The sequence below is a fragment of the Arthrobacter sp. TJ-217 genome (genome assembly GCF_058269255.1).
In genome coordinates this window covers 186,002-203,806 of the sequence record NZ_JBZCNJ010000004.1, presented here as the reverse complement: position 1 = coordinate 203,806, position 17,805 = coordinate 186,002, and the positions used below count along the sequence as shown (strand labels likewise).

General features: G+C 67.1%; 15 protein-coding genes. All 15 read left to right on the top strand.

What is annotated here, in order from left to right:
* The first annotated feature begins 20 nt into the window (after positions 1–20).
* The 15 genes from AC4D2R_RS08965 to AC4D2R_RS08895 all read left to right on the top strand — a co-directional run bounded on the left by AC4D2R_RS08965 (position 21) and on the right by AC4D2R_RS08895 (position 17,475).
* Complete coding sequence (locus tag AC4D2R_RS08965) at positions 21–1,085, top strand: tRNA (adenine-N1)-methyltransferase (protein WP_490900284.1); 1,065 nt, start codon at positions 21–23, stop codon at positions 1,083–1,085.
* Positions 1,086–1,225: 140 nt separating this feature from the next.
* Positions 1,226–2,989 carry a proteasome ATPase gene (gene arc / locus AC4D2R_RS08960; RefSeq protein WP_490939437.1) on the top strand — a complete coding sequence of 588 codons (1,764 nt, stop codon included), beginning with the start codon at positions 1,226–1,228 and terminating at the stop codon, positions 2,987–2,989.
* Positions 2,986–4,632, top strand: a complete 1,647-nt coding sequence (gene dop / locus AC4D2R_RS08955; RefSeq protein WP_490939435.1) for a depupylase/deamidase Dop — start codon at positions 2,986–2,988, stop codon at positions 4,630–4,632. Before arc ends, dop begins: the two co-directional genes overlap by 4 nt.
* 31 nt (positions 4,633–4,663) lie before the next feature.
* Positions 4,664–4,864, top strand: a complete 201-nt coding sequence (locus AC4D2R_RS08950; RefSeq protein ID WP_490900281.1) for a ubiquitin-like protein Pup — start codon at positions 4,664–4,666, stop codon at positions 4,862–4,864.
* A 6-nt stretch (positions 4,865–4,870) separates the two neighbouring features.
* The gene (prcB, locus tag AC4D2R_RS08945; RefSeq protein WP_490900487.1) at positions 4,871–5,686 is read left to right on the top strand and encodes a proteasome subunit beta; all 816 of its coding nucleotides are present in this window, start codon (positions 4,871–4,873) and stop codon (positions 5,684–5,686) included.
* A gap of 3 nt (positions 5,687–5,689) precedes the next feature.
* Positions 5,690–6,418, top strand: a complete 729-nt coding sequence (gene prcA / locus AC4D2R_RS08940; protein ID WP_490939433.1) for a proteasome subunit alpha — start codon at positions 5,690–5,692, stop codon at positions 6,416–6,418.
* On the top strand, positions 6,418–7,779 hold the full coding sequence (gene pafA / locus AC4D2R_RS08935) for a Pup--protein ligase (RefSeq protein ID WP_490939430.1): 1,362 nt from the start codon (positions 6,418–6,420) through the stop codon (positions 7,777–7,779). The genes prcA and pafA overlap by 1 nt, the downstream gene beginning before the upstream one ends.
* A 125-nt stretch (positions 7,780–7,904) precedes the next feature.
* Positions 7,905–8,840, top strand: a complete 936-nt coding sequence (locus AC4D2R_RS08930) for an FKBP-type peptidyl-prolyl cis-trans isomerase (RefSeq protein ID WP_490939428.1) — start codon at positions 7,905–7,907, stop codon at positions 8,838–8,840.
* A gap of 36 nt (positions 8,841–8,876) precedes the next feature.
* Positions 8,877–9,272, top strand: a complete 396-nt coding sequence (locus AC4D2R_RS08925; RefSeq protein ID WP_490900277.1) for an FKBP-type peptidyl-prolyl cis-trans isomerase — start codon at positions 8,877–8,879, stop codon at positions 9,270–9,272.
* A gap of 134 nt (positions 9,273–9,406) precedes the next feature.
* A complete protein-coding gene (locus AC4D2R_RS08920; protein WP_490939426.1) occupies positions 9,407–11,389 on the top strand; it encodes a helix-turn-helix transcriptional regulator in 1,983 nt (660 codons plus the stop codon).
* A gap of 14 nt (positions 11,390–11,403) precedes the next feature.
* Positions 11,404–11,754 carry a hypothetical protein gene (locus tag AC4D2R_RS08915; RefSeq protein ID WP_490939424.1) on the top strand — a complete coding sequence of 117 codons (351 nt, stop codon included), beginning with the start codon at positions 11,404–11,406 and terminating at the stop codon, positions 11,752–11,754.
* Positions 11,755–11,791: 37 nt separating this feature from the next.
* Positions 11,792–12,094 carry a Sec-independent protein translocase subunit TatA gene (gene tatA, locus AC4D2R_RS08910; RefSeq protein WP_490900274.1) on the top strand — a complete coding sequence of 101 codons (303 nt, stop codon included), beginning with the start codon at positions 11,792–11,794 and terminating at the stop codon, positions 12,092–12,094.
* A 5-nt stretch (positions 12,095–12,099) separates the two neighbouring features.
* A complete protein-coding gene (gene tatC, locus AC4D2R_RS08905) occupies positions 12,100–12,927 on the top strand; it encodes a twin-arginine translocase subunit TatC (RefSeq protein WP_490939422.1) in 828 nt (275 codons plus the stop codon).
* A 48-nt stretch (positions 12,928–12,975) separates the two neighbouring features.
* The gene (locus AC4D2R_RS08900) at positions 12,976–15,798 is read left to right on the top strand and encodes a DEAD/DEAH box helicase (protein WP_490939420.1); all 2,823 of its coding nucleotides are present in this window, start codon (positions 12,976–12,978) and stop codon (positions 15,796–15,798) included.
* Between the two features lie 48 nt (positions 15,799–15,846).
* Positions 15,847–17,475 (top strand): amidohydrolase, encoded by a 1,629-nt coding sequence (locus tag AC4D2R_RS08895; RefSeq protein WP_490939418.1) that lies wholly within the window; start codon positions 15,847–15,849, stop codon positions 17,473–17,475.
* Positions 17,476–17,805: the final 330 nt, after the last annotated feature.

Sequence of the window (17,805 nt, the reverse complement as noted above, 5' to 3'; positions counted from 1 at the left end):
ACGCGAAGGATCACTCGAAAATGAACACACCCGCCGAACTCCCTGCCGGGAACGGACCCCACGGCGCAGCGAGCAGGAGGGGCGTGTTTCGTCCGGGAGAGCGGGTCCAGCTCACTGACGAAAAGGGCCGGATGAACACCGTCACGCTCACCCCGGGCGGCGCCTTCCACACGCACAAGGGGTTCCTGCTCCACGACAAGGTCATCGGGCAGCCCGAGGGGACCGTCCTTCCCAACACCACGGGGCAGCTTTACCAGGCGCTGCGCCCGCTGCTGTCCGACTTCGTGCTCTCTATGCCCCGCGGGGCCGCAGTGGTCTACCCCAAGGACGCCGGCCAGATCATCACAATGGGCGACATCTACCCGGGCGCCCGGGTAGTCGAAGCGGGTGTCGGATCCGGCGCCCTTTCGATCTCACTGCTGCGCGCGGTCGGCGACTCGGGCTACCTCCACTCGATCGAACGCCGCGAGGAATTCGCCGACATCGCCAGGGGCAACGTCGAAACCATCTTCGGCGGACCCCACCCCGCCTGGAAGATCTCCCTCGGCGACTTCCAGGACCAGGTGGTCGAAAAGGAAGAACCCGGCAGCGTGGACCGGGTGGTGCTCGACATGCTCGCGCCCTGGGAGTGCCTCGACGCCGTTGGAACCGTCCTGGCGCCCGGCGGGGTGTGGATCAGCTACGTTGCCACGGTGACCCAGCTCTCGCGCACTGCCGAAGCGATCCGGGCCGACGGCCGGTTCACCGAACCCGAGGCCTGGGAGTCGATGGTGCGCGGCTGGCACCTCGAAGGCCTGGCCGTGCGTCCGGACCACCGCATGGTTGCCCACACCGGATTCCTCCTGACCACCCGGCGCCTGGCGCACGGGGCGACAGGCCTGATCCAGAAGCGGCGCCCGTCGAAAACAGATTTCAGCGAGGCGGACCTCAACGCCTGGACCCCGCAGGCCGTGGGGGAGCGGGAGGTGTCCGACAAGCGCCTGCGGCGTGTTGCCCGCGACGCCGCCTCGACCATCCAGCGCGGCGCGCTTCCTCCCGAGGAGGCCCAGGCGCGGCGCGACGCGGAGAACCCGACCGGTTCCTGAACCGACCGGGGATGAAAATCGGCCGCGAAGGAAACGAACATTGCAATTGAGACGTTTGAAAGTGCAACGATCGTTCCCAGCGCCTTTGCCTGCGCTATGGTCGATTCATAGGTATGCCGAATTGAAGGTGGCGACACGCTATGTCGGAATCTGAAAACTTCGCTTCCCGTCCCGACGGCTCCGGGCAGGTGAACGCACCGACGCCGGGCGAGTACGCTGTGGCCCAGCGCCAGCTCAACGTGCTGCGGGACAAACTGCGGCACATCGACAGGCAGCTAGCCTCGGCCACGCAGAACAACACGCGCCTCGTCTCAGCGCTCGAGTCGGCGCGCACCGAAATCATCAGGCTCAAGGCCGCCCTCGAAAAGGAGGGCGCGGCCCCGTTCAGCTTCGCAACGGTCATCCAGGTCAACGCCCAGCAGGCGGCCGAGCCCGGAACCACAACGCAGGCCACCGTGCAGGACACCGCGGACATCCTGCAGTCCGGACGGAAGCTGCGCGTGACGGTGAGCCCGCTGATCAATGTGCGCCAGCTTTCCGCCGGGCAGGAGGTGCTGCTCAACGAGTCGCTGACGATCGTTGCCGCCCTCGGCTACGAGCGGGCCGGTGAGATCGTCACGGTCAAGGAGCTGCTCGGCGTCGACCGGGCGCTCGTGGTCGGCCGGACGGACGACGAGCGCGTCATCCGGCTGAGCGGCCCCCTGCAGACCCAGCGGATCCGCGTCGGCGACGCCCTCGCCGTCGACACGAAATCCGGCTTCGGCCTTGAGAAGGTTGCGCGCAGCGAGGTCGAGAACCTCGTGCTGGAGGAGGTGCCCGACATCGGGTACGAGGACATCGGAGGCCTGGGCCCGCAGATCGAGCAGATCCGCGACGCCGTCGAGCTGCCCTTCCTCCACCCCGACCTCTACCGTGAGCACGGCCTGAAGGCGCCGAAGGGAATCCTCCTGTACGGCCCGCCGGGGTGCGGCAAGACCCTGATCGCCAAGGCCGTGGCCAACGCGCTCGCCGCCAGGGCCGCGGAGCGGTCGGGCACCGAGCAGATCCGCAGCTACTTCCTCAACATCAAGGGCCCCGAGCTGCTGGACAAATATGTGGGGGAGACCGAACGCCACATCCGGCTGATCTTCTCCCGCGCACGCGAGAAGGCCTCGGACGGCAGCCCCGTCGTTGTGTTCTTCGACGAAATGGACTCCCTGTTCCGCACCCGCGGCACCGGGGTGTCCTCCGACGTCGAGACAACGATCGTGCCCCAGCTGCTCAGCGAGATCGACGGCGTGGAGAAACTCGAGAACGTGATCGTGATCGGCGCCTCGAACCGCGAGGACATGATCGACCCGGCGATCCTCCGTCCGGGCCGGCTCGACGTCAAGATCAAGATCCAGCGGCCCGACGCCGAAGGTGCGGCGGAAATCTTCGCCAAGTACATCACCGAGGACCTGCCCCTCCACGCCGACGACCTCGCCGAGTACGGCGGCAACGCGGCGGTCACCGTCCAGGAAATGATCCGGCTCACGGTGGAAAAGATGTACTCGACGGAGAAGTCGAACGAGTACCTCGAGGTGACCTACGCCAACGGGGACACCGAGATGCTCTACTTCAAGGACTTCAACTCGGGAGCGGTCATCCAGAACGTGGTGGACCGGGCCAAGAAGTACGCGATCAAGGACCTCCTGCTTGAGGGCAGCAAGGGCCTGCGCATCGAACACTTCATGCGCGCTGTCGTCGATGAGTTCCGCGAGCATGAGGACATGCCGAACACCACCAACCCCGATGACTGGGCACGGATCTCCGGCAAGAAGGGCGAACGCATCACCTACATCAGGACGATCGTCCAGGGCAAGGCGGGCCAGGAGCCCGGCAAGGCGATCGAGACTGCCGCCAACACCGGCCAGTATCTATGACCACAACCTCGGGCACCTCGTCCACGCCCGTCCTGGCGGGAACCACAGCGGGCGAGGTTTCGGTGCACCGGGTCATGGGAACCGAAACGGAGTACGGGATCATCGCCCCCGGCCTTCCCGCGGCGAACCCGACAATGCTCTCCTCCCAGGTGGTCAACGCCTACGCCGCGACCCTTCGGGAGGGGCTCGGCAACCTGGCCGGAACCCGGTGGGACTACACCGACGAAGCGCCCCTTGCCGACGCGCGGGGCTGGCTGGTCGACCGGGCGTCGGTGCCTCCGGCGCAGCTCACCGACGAGCCTGCCGTGCTCACGGCCGAGCAGGTGGCGCTCGACGACGGCGCCGACCTCCAGGACCCGGCCGTGCTGATGAACCTGGTTTTGAACAACGGGGCGCGGCTCTACGTCGACCACGCCCATCCCGAGTACTCCAGCCCGGAGGTAACGAACCCGCTCGACGCCGTGCTCTGGGACAGGGCGGGGGACCGGGTGGCCCTTGCGGCCATGGAGCGCATCGCCGCCACCCCCGGCTTCTCACCGGTGCACCTGTACAAGAACAACACCGACAACAAGGGTGTCTCCTACGGCTCCCACGAGAACTACCTCGTACCCCGCAGCGTCCCCTTCGGGAACCTCGCGGCGGCGCTCATTCCGTTCTTCGTCTCCCGGCAGGTTCTTTGCGGCGCCGGCCGGGTGGGAATCGGGGCGGCCCACCAGGAGCCCGGGTTCCAGGTGAGCCAGCGCGCCGACTTCTTCGAAAACGAGATCGGTCTCGAGACCACCGTGCGCCGGCCGATCATCAACACGCGCGATGAGCCGCACGCCGTCGCGGAGAAGTACCGCAGGCTTCACGTGATCATCGGCGACGCCAATCTCAATGAAGTCTCCAACTACCTCAAACTCGGCACGACGGCGCTCGTGCTGTCCCTGATCGAAAGCGGCAGCGCACCGGTGCCGGAACTCGCCGAACCCGTCCGCGCCCTCCAGACCATCAGCCACGACCCCACGCTCACGGCCACCGTCCAGCTCACGGACGGCAGGAACGTCACAGCCCTCGATCTGCAGGAGATCTACCACGGGGCGGCCGCGGCGGCGTGCGCCCCGGGTGCCGACGAGCAGACCCGGGACGTGCTCGACCGGTGGGGTTCGCTGATCGACCTGCTGCGCAGGGACCCGATGTCGGCCTCGACGCAGGTCGACTGGGTGGCCAAACTCAAGATCCTCCAGGCCTACCGGGAGCGCGACTCCCTGGCGTGGGGGGACCACCGGCTGGCCCTGATCGACCTGCAGTACGCCGACCTGCGCCCCAGCAAGGGCATCTACCACCGGCTCGCCCAGCGCGGCCAGGCAGAACTGCTGGTTTCCGGCGCGCAGGTCGAGCGCGCGATGTCCGAACCGCCCCGCGACACCCGGGCGTACTTCCGGGGCAAATGCATCGCGACGTTCCCCGCTGAAGTGGTCGGTGCCAGCTGGGATTCGATCATTTTCGAGCTTCCCAACCAGAACCGCCTCCAGCGAGTGCAGACGCGGGAGCCGCTGCGGGGCACGGCGCAGCTCACCGAGCGGCTTTTTGCCCAATCGGCAAATGCTGAAGACTTCCTCACACGATTGTTGAGCGGGGCCGAACCCCGCGTGGCACCATAGAACCAGCACAACAAACCGGAGGGTGCTCATCATGGCAACACAGGATCACAAGACCACGGAAACACGTCCTGAGGAGCAGGAGGACAGCACGCCAGAGCCGCTGCCCGCCGCCGCCGGGCAGGACACCTCGCAGACAGAGGGCGTCGACGACCTTCTCGATGAAATCGACGGCGTGCTTGAATCGAACGCCGAAGAATTTGTGAGGGGCTTCGTCCAGAAGGGTGGCCAGTAGCGGATGATGCCGGAAGACGCAGCAGGGGCGATCGCGAGGGCAGCGGCAACGTCCTTCACCGATCATTTGGGCCGACATCATCCCGACCTGCTCGCCTCCCGCACCCGGGTAGACATCCCGGCCTCGGCCGGTGCCCTCGCCCCGCACGCCACGACCATTGTGGCCTTGACCTACGCCGGCGGCGTGCTCATGGCGGGGGACCGGCGCGCCACGATGGGCAACGTCATTGCCAGCCGGCACATTGAAAAGGTGTTTCCGGCCGACATGTTCTCCGTCCTGGGCATCGCCGGCAGCGCCGGCATCGCGCTCGACCTGACCCGCCTGTTCCAGGTTGAGCTTGAGCACTACGAAAAGATCGAGGGAACACGGATGAGCCTCGACGGAAAGGCGAACCGGCTGGCAGCGATGGTCCGGCAGAACCTGCCGATGGCGCTGCAGGGCCTTGCCGTGGTTCCTCTATTCGCCGGATTCGACACGGTCCGGCGGGAAGGGCGCCTGTTCTCCTTCGACGTCACGGGCGGGCGGTACGAGGAACAGGAGCACCACAGCGTCGGGTCAGGATCGGCGTTCGCGCGCGGTGCCCTGAAGAAGCTGTGGAAACCGAACCTTGATGAGGACACAGCCATCCGGGTGGCCGTCGAATCGCTCTATGACGCCGCCGACGACGATTCGGCCACGGGTGGCCCCGACGTGGTCCGACAGCTGTGGCCCGTTGTCTACACGGTCAGCGGCGCCGGGGCGCGGAAGGTCGCGGACCGGGAACTTGAGACGTTCGCGCTCGGGGTCCTGTCGAGCCGCTCAATTGCTGGACGGGAGGCGTAGACGATGACACAGCAGTTCTACGTATCGCCGGAACAGCTGATGAAGGACCGCGCCGATTTCGCGCGGAAGGGCATCGGCAGGGGGCGTTCAGTCATCGTCATGAGCTGCCGGGACGGCATCGCGCTCGTGGCCGAGAACCCCTCGCCGTCGCTGCATAAGCTGGGTGAGATCTACGACCGCATCGCCTTCGCCGCCGTCGGCAAGTACAACGAATTCGAGAGTCTGAGGCAGGCGGGAGTGCGTTACGCCGACGTCCGCGGGTATTCCTATGACCGCGAAGACGTCACCGCCCGGGGCCTGGCAAGCGTCTACGCCCAAAGCCTCGGCGCGGTGTTCACCGCCGAAAGCAAACCGTTCGAGGTGGAGCTGGTGGTCGCCGAGGTCGGGGAGGTCCCCGCGGCGGACCACCTGTACCGGCTCACATTCGACGGGTCGATCGCAGACGAGACAGGATTCGTGGTGATGGGCGGCGCCGCCGAGACCGTCGTGGAGCTGCTCAGGAATAAGTGGTCGGGGGACCTGACGTTCCCCGAGGCCGTCCGGGCCGCAGTGGATTCGCTCCATCAGGACGGCGCCGACGGGCGGGGAGGCAACCGGCTGGGACCGGGGCTCCTCGAAGTAGCGGTGCTTGACCGCGACCCGGAGACTTCCCGCGGGAGCCACAGGGCGTTCCGCCGCATCATCGCATCCGAGCTTGAATCGATGCTCGCTTCCCCCGAAGGTTCCCGCTGATGGACCGCCGTATATTTGGGATAGAAACGGAGTTTGGGATTTCCTATTCAGGGCCCAACTCCCGGCCGCTCTCGCCGGAAGAGGTGGCACGCTACCTCTTCCGCAAGGTCGTGAGCTGGGGGCGCTCCTCGAACGTCTTCCTCACCAACGGTGCACGGTTGTACCTGGATGTCGGCTCCCACCCGGAGTATGCGACGGCCGAGTGCGACGACCTCGCCCAGCTCATTGCCCAGGACCGGGCCGGTGAGCTCATCCTCGAGGACCTTGTTGTCGAAGCCCAGCGGAAGCTGAGCCACGAAGGCTATAACGGCAACATCTACCTGTTCAAGAACAACACCGATTCCGCGGGCAACTCCTACGGCAGCCACGAGAACTACCTCATTCCCCGCAAGCTGGAGTTCGCCCGGCTCGCCGACATCCTCATCCCGTTCCTCGTGACCCGGCAGCTGCTGGTCGGGGCGGGGAAGGTGCTCAAGTCCCAGAACGGGTCGCTGTACGCGTTCTCGCAGCGCGCGGACCATTTGTGGGAGGGGATCTCCTCGGCGACAACCCGGTCGCGCCCGATCATCAACACCCGTGATGAACCGCACGCCGACGCCGAGTTCTTCCGCCGCCTGCACATCATCGCCGGCGACTCAAACATGTCGGAGACAACCACCCGGCTCAAGGTCGGCTCCGTCGACCTCATCCTGCGCATGGTCGAAGCCGGCGCGATGATGAGGGATTTCCGCCTCGAGAACCCGATCCGCAGCATCCGCGAGATCTCCCACGACCTCACCGGAAGCCAGCTGCTGAAGCTGGCGAACGGCCGGCAGATCACCGCCCTCGAGATGCAGCGCGAATACCTTGCCCGCGCCACCGCGTTCGTGGAGAGCCACGGCGCCCACACGCCCCACGTGCCGGCCATCCTCAGCCTGTGGGAGCGCACCCTCGACGCCATCGCCTCGGGAGACACCTCGGGCATCGACAGGGAAGTGGACTGGGCGATCAAGAAAAAGCTCATCGACCGCTACCTCACACGGCAGGGCGGCGACCTCGACTCGCCGCGCGCCGCCCAGCTCGACCTCACCTACCACGACATATCACGTACCCGCGGCCTGTTCTTCCTCCTCCAGGCCCGCGGCGAGGCTGCCCGCGTGGTTGAGGACGTCGTCGTGAAGGATGCGATGGACACGCCCCCGCAGACCACCCGGGCCCGGCTGCGCGGAGAGTTCGTGCGCAGGGCGAAGGAAGCCAACCGCGACTACACGGTTGACTGGGTGCACCTCAAGCTCAACGACAGGGCCCAGCAGACGATCCTGTGCAAGGACCCCTTCAAGTCGGTTGACGAGCGCGTCGACGCGCTGCTTGAACACCTCTGAGGCCGACACGTCCTGCAACGAATTCCGGCGGACGGGAGAAACGGGCCGCACCGACCCGTTAGGCTTGATGCGGCCTGTTGTTCGGCGCCGCCTGAACTACCGATAATTCCAGTGAAAGAAGTTCTGTGCGAAAAATACTCTTAATCCTCCTGCCGCTGTTGCTCGTGCTGACGGCGTGCGGCGGATCGACGACGGGCCGCTCCGCCGGCGAAGCCGGGATCTTCGACTCACTGAAGGTCACCGGCGGATCCGACGAGGAAGCGCCCAAGGTTGAATTCGAGACCCCCCTCAAGGTCACCGGCCCTGCCGTGAAGACCGTTGTCGAAGGCGACGGCGATCCCATCGAGGCAGGTCAGCAGATCACCTTCAACGCCATCTTCCTCAATGCCGAAGACGGAAGCACAGTTGGCGAAACCTACTCGTCCGGGGAGCCCCAGCCGCTGCCGGTCAACGACGAACTGAAGAAGGCCGACGCCGAGCTCTACGAGGTCCTCGTTGGAACGAACGTCGGCTCGCAGGTGGCGTACACGCGCCCCATGGAGCCCGTCGAGGGCCAGCCGGAGACGCCGCAGCAGGTCATCGTGCTGAAGGTCCTCTCCGCCAAGGACGCCGCGCCCGAGCCCCAGACCCTGGCTCCCGAAGAGGTCGAGAAGCTCGACAAGGCCGGAGAGCTGCCCAAGTTCACGTTCGACGACAAGGGCGTGCCCAAGGTCACCATCCCGAAGAACGACCCGCCCAAGGACCTCGTCGTCAAGGTGCTGAAGGAAGGCACCGGCGAAGTCGTCAAGGAGTCCGACAGCATCACCGCCAACTACAGCGGCTGGCGCTGGGAGGACGGCAAGCAGTTCGACTCAAGCTTTGAACGGGGCGAGCCCGCCGAGTTCCCGCTGACCGGAGTCATCAAGGGGTGGACCGAGGGCCTGAGCGGCCAGAAGGTCGGCTCGAAGGTCCTCCTCGTCATTCCCGGCCCGTGGGCGTACGGAGACCCGGCACCGCAGGGCCGGCCCTCCGGCACCCTGGTCTTCTACATCGAAATCACAGCCAAGACCGCTGCCAAGTAGCGGTCCGCACACCCATCACTAACGCGAAGGAGCCCCATGTCATTCGGTAAGCGCGAGTTCGACCGCCAGAAGCCCGAGATCGACTTCCCCGCCCACGCAGCTCCAACCGAGCTCGTCATCGAGGACCTGATCGAAGGCAACGGGCAGGCCGCCAAGGCCGGCGACACCGTGTCGACCCACTACGTTGGGGTCGCCTTCTCGACGGGGGAGGAGTTTGACGCCTCCTGGAACCGCGGCGCACCGCTGGACTTCCGCGTCGGCATCGGGCAGGTCATCCAGGGCTGGGACCAGGGGCTGCTCGGGATGAAGGTCGGCGGACGACGACGGCTCGAAATCCCCTCCGACATGGCCTACGGAGCACGCGGTGCCGGTTCGGCCATCGGGCCGAACGAGTCTCTGATCTTCGTCGTTGACCTGCTGGACGTGCGCTAGGAGCCAGCACCTAGCCACTGCACCACCGCGAAAGTGCCGCGTCCCCACACCACGGGGCGCGGCACTTTCGCATATCACCACCGGGAGGGCCGCCTTGTCCTGCCCGGGCGCGCCCGGGCGGTAATGTATCCACCGTGTCCGCTAAACGAACCGAACGACTCCTGACCCTCGTCATCCTGCTGCTCTCAAGCAAACGGGGCTTCAGTAAGGAGGAACTGTTCGAGGAGATCGAGCTCTACCGCGAGGCTCCGACCACCGCGGCCCGCGAGAAGTTGTTCGACCGCGACAAGGCGATGCTCCGGGAACAGGGCATTCCGCTTGAGGCCTTCAGCGACGACCATGTCTTCGACACCGACAACACCGTCCAGCGCTACCGGATCAACGCCGAGGAGTACCGGCTGTCCGGCGTGAGCTTCACCCCGGCCGAGTACACGCTGCTGAGCCTCGCCGCCGGCATGTGGGATTCGGCGGCGCTCGATTCCGCGGCCTCGCGCGCCATCCGGAAGCTGAGCACCCGCACCCTCGCCTCGGAGACGCCGGCACCGCTGCCCATCCAGCCGCGCATCCAGACAAGCGATCCCTATTGGGACGAGGTGTGGCATGCCCTGGCGCAGCGGCGTCCCCTCACCTTCGGTTACCGGGCGGCCAGCACGGGACGCGACGAAAACCGGACCGTCCTCCCGTGGGGGATGGGCTCGCGCTTCGGCCACTGGTATCTGGTGGGCTTCGACACGATCCGCGAACAGGAGAGGTTCTTCCGCCTGTCCCGGATGACATCGGCGCCGCGCACGCTCCAAGGCACCTTCGACGTACCCGAGTCCTTCGACATCAACGCCGCCCTTTCCTCGCTGAAGCGCCGTGATGACGAGTCATCGGCTGTCCTGCTCGCCCGGCCCGGCACCTGTAACCTGCTGCGCGTGCGCCGGGGCACGAGCGTTGTGGAAGCCGGCGAGGAATGGGACCGGCTCGAGGTCCGGTACGCGGACCAGGCGCTCCTTGCCGCCGAGATCGCCGGTTTCGGGGCCAGCGCCGCCGTCGTGGAGCCGGCGGACCTGGCGCACGCAGTGCGGACCCTGCTGCAGGGCGCGCTCGACGCCGCACGCACCGCCCCCGAACACATCACCTTCTCCGCGGACCCGAACCACGCGCCGCGGCGCAAGGCCTCCGCGCAGGACCACCTGCTGCGCCTGCTTGACCTCGTGCCCTACCTCCTGGCCCACCCCGGGGCCGAGCTGACCGCCACGGCGCAACGCTTCGGGGTCACCGAGGCACAGCTGACACGGGACCTTGACCTGCTCTTCGTCAGCGGACCCCGCTACTACCCCGACGAGCTGATCGACGTCTCCGTCGAAGGCGGACGGATCTTCCTCAGCAATGCGGCGAACCTTTCCCACCCGGTGCGCCTCGGCATGGATGAGGCAAGCGCCCTCCTCGTTGGGCTGCAGGCCCTGCGCGACCTTCCGGGACTCGTCGACAGCGACGCCCTGCTCGGAGCCCAGGCGAAGCTGACCGCCGCTGCGGGGAGCGCAGCCAGGATGGGCACCGTCGTCGCGGCGAAGCTGAGCGAGGATGAGGTGAATCCGACCCTCGAGGTGCTCCAGGAGGCACTGAGCCGGGGGCTCCAGGTCGAGCTGTCCTACCTGGTGCCGGCCCGCGATGAAATCACCCGACGGCTGATCGAACCCGTCCGCGCGTTCTCCCACCGCGACCACTGGTACGTCGAAGCGTGGTGCGTCGAGTCCGCGGGCATGCGCAATTTCCGCCTCGACCGCATCCAGAGCGCCAGCCTGACCACCCGCCCGGCCTCTGCAGGGCGGGTGGACGTGGAGCGCCAGGGGCAGGGCCCGGCGGGGGAGCTTTACCGACCGTCGGCCGCCGACCGGGAGATCACGCTGCTCCTGCGACCGCCGGCCATATGGGTTGCCGAGCAGTACACAGCCGATAGGACGGAGGAACTGCCCGACGGCAGCCTCGGTGCGGTCCTGCGCGCGGGATCAACAGCATGGCTCCCGGGCCTGCTCGCCGGGCTCGGCGGGACCGCGGCGGTGGTCGAACCACGGGACCTGCGCACCGAGACGGAGGCCTGGCTCGAGGCGGCGCTGGCGAACTACGCCTGAACTAGACTGAGGGAATGCCTTGGTGGACGTGGATTGTATTGTGGGTCGCGCTTCTTGCGCTCAGCGCCCTGTTCCTGATCGTTGTGGGTTTCAAGGTCTTCCGGAAGGCCGCCGCAACATTGAGTGAATTCGAGGCGACGGCCGAGCGTCTCGGAGCGGTCAGCGCCGGGCCGCGCACCGACGCCGTCCCGGACAACGGGCACACCATGCGGGCCGCACCGGCGGTGTTTTCCGCCCCCGAAAACGTCCGCCGCGCCAACGCCGAAGCGCGGGACCTTCGCGGGGCGCGACGGCGCGAACGGCGGATCAGGCGCCGGGCGGAGGCCAACCGGCCCCAGCTTTTGCGGGACCTGCCTCATCTATGACCTAAACTTAAGTGGCATCTACGGAAGGATTTTGGGCATGAGGCTCGAAGGCTGGCACATCGTCATCATCATCGCCCTCGCGATTGTTCTCTTCGGCGCGCCGAAGCTTCCCGGCCTCGCCCGGAGCCTGGGCCAGTCGCTGCGCATCTTCAAGTCCGAGGTGAAGCAGATGAAGGACGAGAACAACACTGACGGCGACGCACCGACCGTCGAAGGACGTGTCGTCGGCACGACGCAGCCGGGCACACCCGGCACCGACTACCGCCCCACCACGCCGCAGAGCCCGCCCGGCCACGGCTCCACAACCCCGCCGGGCGGACCCTCAGCTCCGACACCGTAGGAACAATGGCACGCACCAAAGGGCGCAAAGCCAACCCCGAGGGGCGGATGCCCCTCAAGGAACATCTGAAGGAAGCCCGCAACCGTCTGTTCAAGTCGGGCCTGGCAGTCATCGCGGGCACCGTCGTGGGCTTCTTTATCTACAACCCGGTGCTTGAGGCGCTCTCGGCGCCCGTCGTGGAGCTCAACGCCCGCGAGGGCCGCACCGCGGCCCTGAACTTCGACGGCGTCGCGTCCCCGTTCGACCTGCTGATCCAGGTCTCGGTCTTCCTGGGGCTGATCATTTCAAGCCCGGTGTGGCTGTACCAGTTGTGGGCCTTCATCACCCCCGGGCTGCACTCCAAGGAACGCCGCATCTCGCTGTCCTTCATCGCCGTCGCAGTGCCGCTGTTCCTCACCGGCATCTATCTGGCCTGGCTTGTGCTTCCCAACGCCGTTCGGGTACTCACCGACTTCACGCCGGGCGGATTCTCGAACATCATCACCGTGACGGTTTTCATCACCTTCATCCTGCGCCTGATGCTCGCCTTCGGCGTTGCCTTCCTCCTCCCGGTTGTGCTGTTCGGCCTGAACCTTGTGGGGCTCCTCAGCGGCAAACAGATCCTCAAGGCCTGGCGCATCACCGTGTTCCTTGTGTGCCTGTTCGCGGCGATGGCCGCCCCTGGAGCCGACGCCGTGAGCATGTTCTACCTTGCCGTGCCGATGCTCGTGCTGTTCTTCATCGCGATCGGCCTGTGCCTGCTCAACGACAAGCGCAGGGACCGGCGCAACGCCGCCCGCGAGGCCGCTGTGGCGGCAACCGCAGGCCAGGCGTCCTCCATCGACCCGGCCTGAGGCACTCCGATGCGTGCTGGAGTGATCCCGAGCGTTTAGGGTTGAAAGATGAGCACCCCCGCAGAGCGCTACCAGGCTGCCAAGGAACGCACCCGGTATTCGCGGACCAGCCTTTCGGCCTTCGAACAGACGCTCTCCTTCGAACTCGATCCCTTCCAGCGCGACGCCTGCACCTCCCTTGAATCAGGCAAGGGCGTCCTCGTCGCGGCACCGACCGGCGCGGGGAAGACGGTAGTGGGGGAGTTCGCCGTCTACCTCGCCCTGCAGCACGGACTCAAGGCGTTCTACACAACGCCCATCAAGGCGCTGAGCAACCAAAAGTACACCGAGCTGTCCGCCGTTCACGGCCCGGAGCGGGTGGGCCTGCTCACCGGCGACACGAGCATCAATCCCGACGCCGACGTGGTGGTCATGACCACCGAGGTCCTGCGCAACATGCTTTACGCGGACTCGGAGACCCTCGACGACCTCGGCTACGTGGTGATGGATGAAGTCCACTACCTGGCCGACCGGTTCCGGGGGGCGGTGTGGGAGGAGGTGATCATCCACCTGCCAACGGAGGTGAAACTTGTTTCCCTCAGCGCCACCGTCTCCAACGCCGAAGAGTTCGGAGCGTGGCTCGACACCGTGCGCGGCGACACCGACGTCGTGGTGTCCGAACACCGCCCCGTGCCGCTGTGGCAGCACGTGATGGTGGCCCAAAACCTCCTTGACCTGTTTGCCGGCGAGGTCGCCTTCGACGAGGCTGCGCCGGGGGGCCCGCAGGCGGGCGCGGCCGAACAGTACGACGTCAATCCCGAACTGCTTGAACTCGCCAGCAGCGAGGTGCGGCTCAACCAGCGCGCGAACTGGGGCTCGGGCAACGGACGGCGCGGCAAGGCGCAGCCGCGTCGCCAGCCGCAGAACACCCTTGTGCGCCGGGCCAGCCGCCCCCAGGTCATCACCGCCCTCGACCGGGCAGGCCTGCTGCCGGCGATCACCTTCATCTTCTCCCGCAACGGCTGCGAAGCCGCGGTGAGCCAGTGCCTGCACGCCGGCCTGTGGCTCACCACCGAAAAGGAGCGGGCCGTCATCAGTGAAACCATCGACGACGCCACCGCCGACATTCCACGCGACGACCTCGAGATCCTCGGCTTCTGGACCTGGCGCGAGGGGTTGGTCCGGGGGTTCTCCGCCCACCACGCCGGCATGCTTCCCACCTTCAAGGAGGTTGTCGAGAAACTTTTCGCGGCGGGCCTGGTGAAGGCGGTTTTCGCTACTGAGACCCTCGCGCTTGGAGTGAACATGCCCGCGCGCTCCGTGGTCCTCGAAAAGCTCGACAAGTTCAACGGCGAGGCCCACGTCAACGTGACGGCGGGGGAGTACACGCAGCTGACCGGGCGCGCCGGGCGCCGCGGCATCGACGTCGAGGGCCACGCCGTCGTGCTGTGGCAGCCGGGCACCGATCCCGGCGCGGTGGCCGGGCTCGCGTCCCGGCGGACCTACCCGCTCAATTCAAGTTTCCGGCCCACCTACAACATGAGCATCAACCTCGTTGCCCAGTTCGGCCAGGAACGGTCCCGTGAGATCCTCGAGACCTCCTTCGCCCAGTTCCAGGCCGACCGGTCCGTTGTCGGGCTGGCGAAACAGCTGCGCAGCCGCGAAGACTCCCTCAAGGGCTACGAGAAATCGATGACCTGCCACCTAGGCGACTTCCGGGAGTACGCGAACCTCCGCCGGGAGCTGTCCGACCTCGAAACCCGGGCTTCACGCGACCGCTCGCGCTTCCTGCGCTCGGCTGCCGAGGCCTCCCTTGAAGCGCTCCGCCCCGGCGACGTCATCGACGTGCCCGGCGGACGCAGCCAGGGTTACGCCGTCGTGCTCGACACCGACACCTCCCGCGAACCGCGGCCCACCGTCCTGACCCTTGAAACCCAGATCCGGCGCGTCGGGGTCCAGGACCTTGACGGGCCCGTGGAGATCCTCTCCCGGATCAAGATCCCCAAGAGCTTCAGCGCCAAGAGCCCCAAGGACCGCCGGGACCTCACCTCGTCAATGCGCAACGCCCTCCAGGCCAACCGCCCGCCGCGGCGGGGAGCGGGCCGCGCCGACGGCCTCCACTCGTCCTCGGCTGCGGCCGAGGAGCGCGCCATCACCGACCTTCGCCGGCGCCTGCGTGCACACCCGTGCCATGGCTGCAGCGAACGCGAGCAGCACGCGCGCTGGTCCGAGCGGTGGCTGAAGCTCCGTAAGGAAACCGACCGCCTCGCGGGCCAGATCCGGGGGCGCACCAACACCATCGCCAAGACCTTCGACCGGGTATCCGAGGTACTCCACTCCTACGGCTATCTGCAGGCCGACGAGAGGGACGGGCTCAGGGTCACCGCTGCGGGGCAGAGGTTGCGACGGATCTACGGGGAGAAGGACCTGCTGATCGCCCTGTCGATCGAAAAGGGCGCGTTCACCGAGCTCGACGCCGCGGAGCTCGCCTCCGTCGCCTCGGTGCTCGTCTACCAGGCCAAGCGGGAGGAGCGGGGGCTGCGGCCGGTCATGCCCAGCGCCGGCCTTGAGGGTGCAGTGGACACGATCATTCGCGAATGGTCCCGCCTCACCGACCTCGAGGAACAGCACCGCCTGCCCGTCACCACCGAACCCGAGCTTGGCCTTGCCTGGCCCATGTACAAATGGGCGCAGGGCCGCTCCCTCCAGGCGGCGCTCCACGGAACCGATCTCGCCGCCGGCGACTTCGTGAGGTGGGCCAAACAGGTCATCGACCTCCTCGACCAGTTGGCGAAGGTACGCGACCTGCCCGAGGGCCTGCACCGGCGCTGCATCAAAGCCATTGCCCTCATCCGGCGAGGCGTTGTCGCCTACTCAAGCATCACCGAATAGCCCCTGGCACAGCCAGCCACACACTAACGAAAGCCGCTTCGAGACTTGATGAATACGAAACTGCCGGTCCTCTACCGCAACGGATCGGTCTACAGTGCTGCTGACCCGTTTGCCACCGCAATGCTCGTCGACGGCGACACGATCGCCTGGGTCGGCGGCGAACATGCTGCCGAAAACCTGATCGGCCCGGGGATCCGCACTGTCGATCTCGACGGTGCCTTGATCGCCCCGGGCTTCGTCGACTCCCACGTTCACACGACGGAAACCGGGATCAGCCTTGCGTCAGTCGACCTTTCCGGCTGCGCCAGCCTGCGCCACCTCCTCGACGCGGTACAGGCCTCGGCGCGGTCCTCCGAAGGCACTATCCTCGGCCACGGCTGGGATGAGTCCCGTTGGCCGGAGAAACGGGTGCCGACCGCCGGGGAACTCGACGCCGCCAGCGGCGGCCGCTTCGTCTACCTCACCCGCGCCGACGTCCACTCCGCCGCCGTCTCGGGGGCGCTTGCCTCGACGCTGGGGCTCGCCGCACTCGACGGCTGGGACGACGGGTTCGTCGTGCGGGCCGCCCACACGGCTGCCCGCGCCGCGTCACGCTCGCTCAGTCCCGCCCAGCGCGGCACCTACCAGCGGGCCGCGCTCACCCACGCCGCCTCCCGGGGCATCGTCGCCGTGGTCGAGATGGCCGCCCCGCACATCGCCGACCGCGGGGACCTCGAGACCCTGCTTGAGCTCGGCGGTTCCGGTCCGCACGGCGCGCTGCCCGAGGTCCTTGCCTACTGGGCACAGCAGGCGACGTCCCGTGAACAGGTGCGCTCGACGCTTGAGTCGTTCGGCGGCCGCCTCGCCGGCCTGGCCGGTGACCTCAACGTTGACGGATCGATCGGCTCCCGCACTGCCGCGCTCCGTCAGCCCTACAGTGACGACCCCGGCAACCGCGGCCACGCCTTCCTGGGGGAGGACGAGGTTGCGGCGCACCTCGGCGCCACAACGGCCGAAGGGGTGCAGGCCGGCTTCCACGTGATCGGAGACGCCGGCCTCGACGTCGTGTTCCGCGGGCTCGCCCGGGTCGAGAAGGAGCTGGGCATCGACGCCATCCGGCGCTCACGGCACCGGCTCGAACACGTCGAAATGACCGACGACGCCGCCATCGCCGCCCTCGTCCACTACGGCATCACCGTCAGCGCCCAGCCATCCTTCGACGCCCTGTGGGGCAGGCCGGGGGAGCTGTACAGCCAGCGGCTCGGTGAAGACCGCCGCGGGGTCATGAACCGCTTCGGTTCGCTCCTGGCCGCGGGGGTGCCCGTCGCCATGGGATCTGACAGCCCCGTCACGCCGCTTGACCCGTGGGCCTCGGTGCGAGCCTGCATCAACCACAGCAACCCCAACGAGAGCATCTCGGCGCGCGCCGCGTTCATCGCCCACACGCGTGCCGGCTGGCGCACGGCCGGTGCTGGAAACCCGATGCTCGGCCAGCTGGTCCCGGGATCACCGGCCTCCTACGCTGTGTGGCGGGTCGATGAGCTAATGGTCCAGACACCGGACAACAGGGTGCAGTCATGGAGCACCGACCCCCGCGCTGGCACCCCCGTCCTGCCCGCCCTCGACACGGAGAACCCGCCGGCGTGCCTGGAAACCGTCCACCACGGGCAGGTGCTTTACTCCTCCGGGCTCGCCTGACGTTCCGCGGGCACTGGCGGAAGGGCAAAACCGGCGGGAGCACAAGGGGGAAAAACCGGGTTTTTCGGAAACGCCCCTGACCTGCGCAAAGGCACGTTTTCCCACGTCAGAGGCGTGTTGACACTCCGACGCGAGCACGTAAGCTGGTGCTTTACGGGTTAGAGGAGTTTTCCTTCGGGAATGACCTGGCCGGATCCCACCGCAATACCGGCAGTCCAGTGGGGAAGCTGTGCTGCGGTGCCGGTGCTGGAAGAGGGCAGGTCCCCGCGTCATCAGAGAACAGGTTTGGCGTACCGCCGATTCTGGTACGAAGACGCGGGGACCCGCTCC